Here is a 7,415-nt window from a genome sequence, read left to right on the forward strand (position 1 = left end):
AAATTCTCAATTCTGCATTCTCCATTCTTTTAATTTTGAGATTTAGTATTTTTAATAATTGCATGAAGAATAGAAATTAATTCATTAGATTCATTTAATAAAGGAAGTAATCTTTGTTCTAGTTCTTTTTCTGTTGCAATTAATATTTTTAACCAGTAATTAGTCTCTCTAGCTTCCTTGAGAGAAATATTCATTTTATGGATAAAATCGGCTTTACTTTCTGCGTTTTGTGCTTCCTCAATATTCGCGCCTATGCTCGTCCCAGAGCGTATTAATTGTTTACTCAAATCATACCCTGTCCCACCATTTTCTCTCAAAAACTTGCAAAGCTTTACTATTCTTATGCTAAAATTTAGAGTCCTATCCTGTATATCTTTTTTTGCCATAGCCATATTAGGTTCTATTTATTCTAAATTCTAAATTCTGAGTAATTATTCTGAATTCTAAATTCCCAATAATTCTAAATTCTGATAATTATTCTAAATTCCCAATAATTCTAAATTCTAAATTCTGAATTCTAAATTCACCAAAAATTCTGATAATGAAAGTTTCCTCTCAATTTCTGACTCCCCAAAGTTTTCTAGAACGTAGTGTCGCAGCATTTCGTGACAAAGATGCTATAGTTTACCGTTCCTCTAGATGGACTTATGCGCAATTTGCCACTAGAGTTAATAAACTAGCAAACGCCTTAAAAAATTGGGGGTTACAAAAAGGCGATCGCGTAGCTTTCCTTTGCCCCAATATTCCACCCATGCTAGAAGCACATTTTGGTGTTCCCCTAGCAGGAGGAGTTTTAGTCGCTATTAATATTCGGTTAGCTGCTAAAGATATTTCTTACATCCTGAATAACTGTGGAGCGCGTCTATTATTTGTCGATACAGAATTATCTCACCTGGTAGCATCAGTGCGGGATAAGTTGGAAAGTGTAGAAGAAATTATCAATATAGTAGATACTGAAATAGAAATAACAGGAGAAAAATTACCAGGAACAGATTATGAAACCTTTTTAACTACAGGTACATCAGACCCTCTACCTTCTCCCCTCGCAGACGAAAACGAACCAATTTCTATCAACTACACCAGTGGCACCAGTGGTCAACCAAAGGGAGTAGTATATACCCATCGTGGAGCTTATCTCAATGCTTTGGGCGAAGTATTGGAATTAGGCATGAATAATAACAGTGTCTATTTGTGGACCTTACCCATGTTTCACTGCAACGGTTGGTGTTTTACCTGGGGAGTCGTTGCGGTGGGTGGTACTCATATTTGTATGAGAAAATTTTTCCCCAATACCGTAGTCTCCTTAATTATGGATGAGGGAGTGACTCACTTCTGCGGTTCTCCTACAATATTAATTGCTCTCGCCAATGACCGCGCCATTAAAAAATTACAGCTTTCTCACCCCCTGCGAGTTGCCACAGCAGGGGCGCCACCTTCTCCTACTATTATTCAGACAATGGAAGAATTGGGAGTAGATATTACTCATGTTTATGGTTTAACGGAAACCTACGGACCTCATAGCGTCTGTGAATGGCAAGCACCTTGGGATAATTTACCAATGGCGGAAAGGGCAAAGTTGAAAGCTAGACAGGGAGTGCCTTATATTCATGCTGCTCAACTGCGGGTAGTAGACAAAGATATGCAAGATATACCTGCTGATGGAGAAACAATGGGAGAAGTTGTCATGCGTGGTAATAATGTCATGCAGGGATATTTTAATGACCCGGAGGCGACTGAGTGGGCGTTTCGCGGTGGTTGGTTTCATAGTGGAGATTTGGCAGTGATGTATCCTGATGGTTATATGGAATTACGCGATCGCGCCAAGGATATTATTATTAGTAGTGGTACGAATATTTCGACTATTGAGGTGGAGAGAGCAATTTACAAACATCAAGCAGTTTTGGAAGTGGCGGTTATTGCTATCCCGGATGAGAAACGAGGGGAGGTGCCGAAAGCTTTTGTGACTTTGAAACCTGATGAAACTGTGACAGGAGCAGAAATTATTGATTTTTGTCGGCAGAATTTGGCACAGTTTAAGGTTCCGAAAGCGGTTGAGTTTATAGAGTTGCCAAAGACTGCTACGGGTAAAGTGCAGAAATATTTATTGCGGGAAAAAGAATGGGTTGGTTATGAGAAAAGGATTCACTGACACTTTAGGTAGTTGCTAATTAGGTGCTGAATAAGTCTTATGGGTGAGGGTAGGAGTCAGGAAATTGTCTGCGTTGTTCAATTGCAGGATAGAAGAAGGAGTCAGGAGTCAGGAGTCAGGAGTCAGGAGGGAAGAGGGTAGTGCGTCAAGGAAGTGTGGTCAGGGTAGTCCAGTAGGGTGCGTTAACGAAGTGTAACGCACCCCCAAATCTTATAATGTTTCGGTAATGATGAGCGCGGTGGGTTAGCGCCAGCATAACCAACCCTACTAGACTGACACAGCCAAAACTGTGCATTAGATTTTTTCGTAATCACCCCATCACCCTATCACCCCATCACCCCATCACCCCATCACCCCATCACCCATTTTCCGCGTTGCACCATTTAAGGTGTGTCAGTCCACTACTAGCTTTAACTCTGATTACTTTTGACTTTTGACTTTTAACTGTCTAATTCCCGCCGCCCCTCTAACGCTCTCGCCAAAGTCACCTCATCAGCATATTCTAAATCTCCTCCCATGGGCAAACCAAAAGCAATGCGCGTCACTTTTGTAAAAGGTCTCAACAATTGACCGACATATAAAGTAGTAGTCTCTCCTTCCACACTCGGACTAATAGCAATAATCACTTCCTGAATATTTCCCTGACTCACTCGCCGTACCAATGGTTGAATAGTCAACTGTTCGGGACCAATACCATCCATCGGCGAAATGACTCCTCCCAGAACGTGATATTCACCTTTATATTCCCGTGTTTTTTCCAAAGCAATTAGATCGCGGGAGTCAGAGACAACACAAATAACCTCTTTATCTCGTTGAGGGTTACGACAAATTTCACAAATAGGTTCAGCAGATAAATGGAAACATTTCTGACATAAACCCACTTTTTTCCTGGCATCAACCAAAGCTTGAGCTAAAGCTTGAATTTCCTCTTCCGGGCGCTTAATAATATGTAGTGCCAGACGTTGTGCTGTTTTAGGACCAACTCCAGGCAAACGTTGTAGTTGTTCAATTAATCGTGCTAAAGGTCGAGTATAAATTTTGAACTACCTCCATTTCAGTTATCAGTTATAGCAGGGAATAGGGAATAGGGAATAGGGAATAGTATTAAGTCAATACTCTCAGGAGATGACTTGACTTTGAGCAACAAATAATTCCTGAATACCTGCTTCTGCTAAATCTAAAATTTGATTCAGTTGAGTACGACTAAAACTACCTGCTTCTGCTGTTCCCTGAATTTCAATCAAAGCAGGTTTATTATTCATCACTACATTACAATCAATTTCTGCTGCTACATCTTCAGTATAATNCGTTGTAGTTGTTCAATTAATCGTGCTAAAGGTCGAGTATAAATTTTGAACTACCTCCATTTCAGTTATCAGTTATAGCAGGGGGAATAGGGAATAGGGAATAGGGAATAGTATTAAGTCAATACTCTCAGGAGATGACTTGACTTTGAGCAATAAATAATTCCTGAATACCTGCTTCTGCTAAATCTAAAATTTGATTCAGTTGAGTACGACTAAAACTACCTGCTTCTGCTGTTCCCTGAATTTCAATCAAAGCAGGTTTATTATTCATCACTACATTACAATCAATTTCTGCTGCTACATCTTCAGTATAATTCAAATCTAAATAAGGTTCCCCCTCCAATAACCCTACTGACACAGCAGCAACTTGATGCACAATAGGCGATCGCTCTAACTCTCCTTTGTCTATTAATTTGCTAATAGCATTTGCCATTGCCACAAACCCCCCAGTAATAGAAGTAGTGCGAGTACCTGCATCTGCTTGTAAAACATCAGCATCAACTATTATGGTGCGTTCCCCTAATAAATTCATATCTAGAGAAGCTCTCAAACTACGTCCAATCAATCTTTGAATTTCTTGAGTTCGCCCAGATAGTTTCATAAATTCTCGTTGTTGACGTTGGGGAGTTGCACCAGGTAACATTCTATATTCTGCGGTTAACCAACCCTGACCTGTATCTGCCAAAAATTTTGGTACTCCTGGTTGAATAGTGACAGTACAAAGTACCTTAGTTTCGCCACACTTAGTTAAAACTGAACTGGTGGCAAATTTAGTGTAATCTAATTCAAAACTGATAGGTCGTAATTGATTTGGTTGTCTACCATCAGGACGTTGCCAAGACATAATATTTTTAATTAATAATTAATAATGGATAATGGATAATTAATAATTCTTGTTCTGCTGATTAAATCTCAAAGCATTTATAGATAAAGGTTTTAGCATTTTTAGGTTTAAAATACCTTGTTTTTCAGCTCTTTATGCTAAAAAAGTTAGCATTTTGGGTAAGAGTTGAGCCAAAAATTACTCCCCTACTCCCCTACTCCTTAAAAAAAGACTTTTTCAGCAAACTCTAATTAATAATTACCTCTACTTAAAAGGGAAATAATTCAACCAAGTGGGGCAATCTTATTTCTTTTTTCTCTGTAAAAATAGAGGCTTTAAACCTAGATTCGATTAATTATCAATTGGTAAAGTTTAGATCATCTAAAAATTAAATATTGACAAATAATAACTAATTACTCAGAATTAAGTTTCTCTAAGATTTGTTCTTGAACTTGAGTTACTGATTTTTCCCCATCAATAGTAAGTAATGTTTTGCGATATTGATAATATTCCAAAATTGGAATAGTACGCTCATAAAATAAATCTACCCGACGCTGCATAATTTCTGGATTATCATCAGTACGCCCTCGCTCTAAACATCTACTCATAAATTTTTCCTCAGACACTTTTAAATAAATTGCCCAATCTAATTTTTGCCCCAAGTCATCTAACAAAAAATGTAATTCCTCTGCTTGAAAAGCTGTTCTAGGATAACCATCCATTAACCAACCCTCACTAACATCAGACTCTAAAAGTCGTTGACGCACAAACTGAATCATTGTCCTGTCTGGTACTAAATCTCCCTTTTCCACATAAGGTTGTGCCACTTGGCCTAATGTTGTTTGAGTAGCGATCGCCTCCCTGAGTATATTACCAATAGAAATCAAAGGAATCTGTAGATACTGACATAGTAATTCTGCTTGAGTTCCTTTCCCCGCACCTGGACCACCTAAAATTATTAGTCTCACCACAATGTACAATTGACTGTTCTATATATATATCTTGTATATAGCATTTCTCAAGTTAGTGAGGTAAAATCGTTTTTCTTCTTTTCTATTCCCACCGAACCAGAATTACTACTCCCTGCTCCCTACTACCTCAAACTTGGACATATATATAGTGTTAAATTTGTTCTATAATCAAAAAAAGCACTATATATTGTAAAATGAATATTGTCCTAGGGCAAGCTTTCAGTCCAGCTTAGTAGTTGGAAAAATCAGTATAGTACCAAAAATAGATTTCTCAATTTTAATTTTCATAATGGTTGCACAATTACAAACCCCTGCTCTAAACGTCGCTAGTGATTTACCTTATACTATTCCTGGTCTAGTACAGGTATTCACAAGTGGTCAACGTAATTTCTTTACTGATGTTATGGCTCAAGCTTTGAGGATAGCTGGCCAAGGTACATCTGTATTGATTGTACAATTTCTCAAAGGGGGACTTAAGCAAGGACACGATAAACCAACGCAATTAGGGCAAAATCTTGATTGGGTTCGCTGTGGTGTTCCTGGTTGTATTGATACGTCGGATATAGATGAAAGTCAAAAAAATTCACTACTTGATTTGTGGGGCTATACTCAAGCAGTCGTAGCTGAAGGAAGATATGAGTTAGTAGTTCTTGATGAATTAAGTTTAGCAGTTAATTTTGGTTTAATTCCTGAGAGTGAGGTATTAGATTTTCTAGAAAAGCGCCCTTATAATTTAGATGTAATTTTGACTGGACCAAATATGCCTGAAGAAATTTTGCAGATGGCAGACCAAATTACAGAAATTCGTCGTAGTCATAGACCATAATTTCAGTTAACAGTTAGCCTCCTATGGTCGTAACTGCGTTAACAGTTATCAGTACCGACCACTAAAGTTAGAGGTTCGAGACCTGATTTATTGGTCAATAGAAAGCAGGAATTATCAATAAATTTTCCTTAATTAATTCCGTAGGGGTTTGGTTTCCAAACCCTGTCTAGACTTCGATAAAAGAATGTTCAGGTTATTTTTAGAGAGTTACTAAATTAACATCACAAGAATTAAAAGGTGGCGATCGCTACTAACTATGCCACAAGAAACTTTTTCGGTAACAACAGAAAATTTCCAGTCTAAAAATTTAATTTAATACTACTAAACCGACATAACTAAAATGGTTAAATAAGCGTAGGTTGGGTTGAGGAACGTTAGCGAAGCTTATCCGAAGGATAAACCCAAAAATGCTAAGGTTTTGTTTGTTTTTGTTAGGTTTCACTTCGTTCTACAAGAGCCTAAATTTTAGGTGTATCATGGCATTAGGTTAAAGTAAACTTTTAGGAATAGTAGAATAAATATAATAAATATAATAAATCATCGCAATTTTTGGTTATTTAAACAGCAAAAAATCTTACCAGAGTTATCGTCAAATGAAAACTTTATTGAAGTGGACGGTTGCAGAATATCATCATCTCATTAATACGGGAATATTAGTTGACCGACAGACAGAACTTTTGCATGGAGAAATAGTAGAAATGTCACCGGAAAGTCCGATACATACTCAAATTACAGAAACTACTGTTGAATATTTACGTTTTCTACTAAAAGGGTTAGCTTATATTCGAGAAGCACATCCTATTACTCTTTCTAATTCTGAACCTCAACCTGATATTACTATTGTTCGTCCACCTAGAAATAATTATCGTCAACGTCATCCATATCCTGAAGATATTTTTTGGTTAATAGAAGTTGCTAATACGACTTTAGCTTATGATTTAGGAGAAAAAAAGCAAGCTTATGCACAAGCTGGAATTTCAGAATATTGGGTAGTAGATGTAGAAAATCAGCAAATTTATGTTTTTCGACATCCTAAAACTGATAATTATGAGTCGGAAGTTATTTTTCGGCAAGGAAAAATTAATCCCTTAGCATTTCCAGATATTTCTGTTTCAGTTAATCGTTTTTTTACAGAAAATTAGCTACATAAAAATTTTCTGTTAAGACTAGCGATCGCCTGATTTATTCAAAAGGAAATTGATACCATAAATCATTTTTATTTTCACTTTTAGGTGTATCTTGAAAGATTATTGGTAAAATTTATTCTACAATAAGAGAGAAAATGTTAATATTTATATTTAGATAAATTTTGTATTTTTTTAGATATAAATAATCATAC

At 36.8% G+C, this 7,415-nt stretch carries 7 protein-coding genes and 1 pseudogene; 3 read left to right on the forward strand and 5 right to left on the reverse strand.

Annotated features, from left to right (window positions below; genetic code table 11):
* Window positions 1-29: 29 nt before the first annotated feature.
* Window positions 30-392, reverse strand: a complete 363-nt coding sequence (locus AFK68_RS18505; protein WP_246844280.1) for a four helix bundle protein — start codon at window positions 390-392, stop codon at window positions 30-32.
* A 149-nt stretch (window positions 393-541) separates the two neighbouring features.
* Here AFK68_RS18505 and AFK68_RS18510 point away from each other — a divergent pair, with 149 nt between their 5' ends.
* Window positions 542-2,149 carry an acyl--CoA ligase family protein gene (locus tag AFK68_RS18510; RefSeq protein ID WP_094674032.1) on the forward strand — a complete coding sequence of 536 codons (1,608 nt, stop codon included), beginning with the start codon at window positions 542-544 and terminating at the stop codon, window positions 2,147-2,149.
* Window positions 2,150-2,589: 440 nt separating this feature from the next.
* Here AFK68_RS18510 and recR read toward each other — a convergent pair whose 3' ends face one another.
* From recR to AFK68_RS18530, 4 genes and pseudogenes are all read right to left on the reverse strand, one after another.
* Window positions 2,590-3,186 carry a recombination mediator RecR gene (gene recR, locus AFK68_RS18515; RefSeq protein WP_094674033.1) on the reverse strand — a complete coding sequence of 199 codons (597 nt, stop codon included), beginning with the start codon at window positions 3,184-3,186 and terminating at the stop codon, window positions 2,590-2,592.
* Window positions 3,187-3,267: 81 nt separating this feature from the next.
* Window positions 3,268-3,455 (reverse strand): annotated as a pseudogene (locus tag AFK68_RS42040) (ribonuclease PH); the annotation flags it as partial.
* 128 nt (window positions 3,456-3,583) lie between these two features.
* On the reverse strand, window positions 3,584-4,300 hold the full coding sequence (gene rph / locus AFK68_RS18525; protein WP_094674034.1) for a ribonuclease PH: 717 nt from the start codon (window positions 4,298-4,300) through the stop codon (window positions 3,584-3,586).
* Window positions 4,301-4,692: 392 nt separating this feature from the next.
* A complete protein-coding gene (locus AFK68_RS18530; RefSeq protein ID WP_371357443.1) occupies window positions 4,693-5,250 on the reverse strand; it encodes an adenylate kinase in 558 nt (185 codons plus the stop codon).
* A 289-nt stretch (window positions 5,251-5,539) separates the two neighbouring features.
* Between AFK68_RS18530 and AFK68_RS18535 the strand changes: the two genes are divergently transcribed.
* Both AFK68_RS18535 and AFK68_RS18540 read left to right on the forward strand, forming a co-directional pair.
* Window positions 5,540-6,076 (forward strand): P-loop NTPase family protein, encoded by a 537-nt coding sequence (locus AFK68_RS18535; RefSeq protein WP_094674035.1) that lies wholly within the window; start codon window positions 5,540-5,542, stop codon window positions 6,074-6,076.
* Window positions 6,077-6,669: 593 nt separating this feature from the next.
* Window positions 6,670-7,218, forward strand: coding sequence for a Uma2 family endonuclease (locus AFK68_RS18540; RefSeq protein WP_094674036.1), 549 nt, complete (start codon window positions 6,670-6,672; stop codon window positions 7,216-7,218).
* The last annotated feature ends 197 nt before the right edge of the window (window positions 7,219-7,415 follow it).

The sequence above is a fragment of the Hydrocoleum sp. CS-953 genome, assembly GCF_002260545.1.
Taxonomy (GTDB): domain Bacteria; phylum Cyanobacteriota; class Cyanobacteriia; order Cyanobacteriales; family Microcoleaceae; genus Trichodesmium.

Coding starts and splice junctions, on each gene's coding strand:
- rph (WP_094674034.1), bottom strand. CDS start 4,300: ATGTCTTGGCAACGTCCTGATGGTAGACAACCAAATCAATTACGACCT.
- AFK68_RS18505 (WP_246844280.1), bottom strand. CDS start 392: ATGGCTATGGCAAAAAAAGATATACAGGATAGGACTCTAAATTTTAGC.
- AFK68_RS18535 (WP_094674035.1), top strand. CDS start 5,540: ATGGTTGCACAATTACAAACCCCTGCTCTAAACGTCGCTAGTGATTTA.
- AFK68_RS18540 (WP_094674036.1), top strand. CDS start 6,670: ATGAAAACTTTATTGAAGTGGACGGTTGCAGAATATCATCATCTCATT.
- AFK68_RS18510 (WP_094674032.1), top strand. CDS start 542: ATGAAAGTTTCCTCTCAATTTCTGACTCCCCAAAGTTTTCTAGAACGT.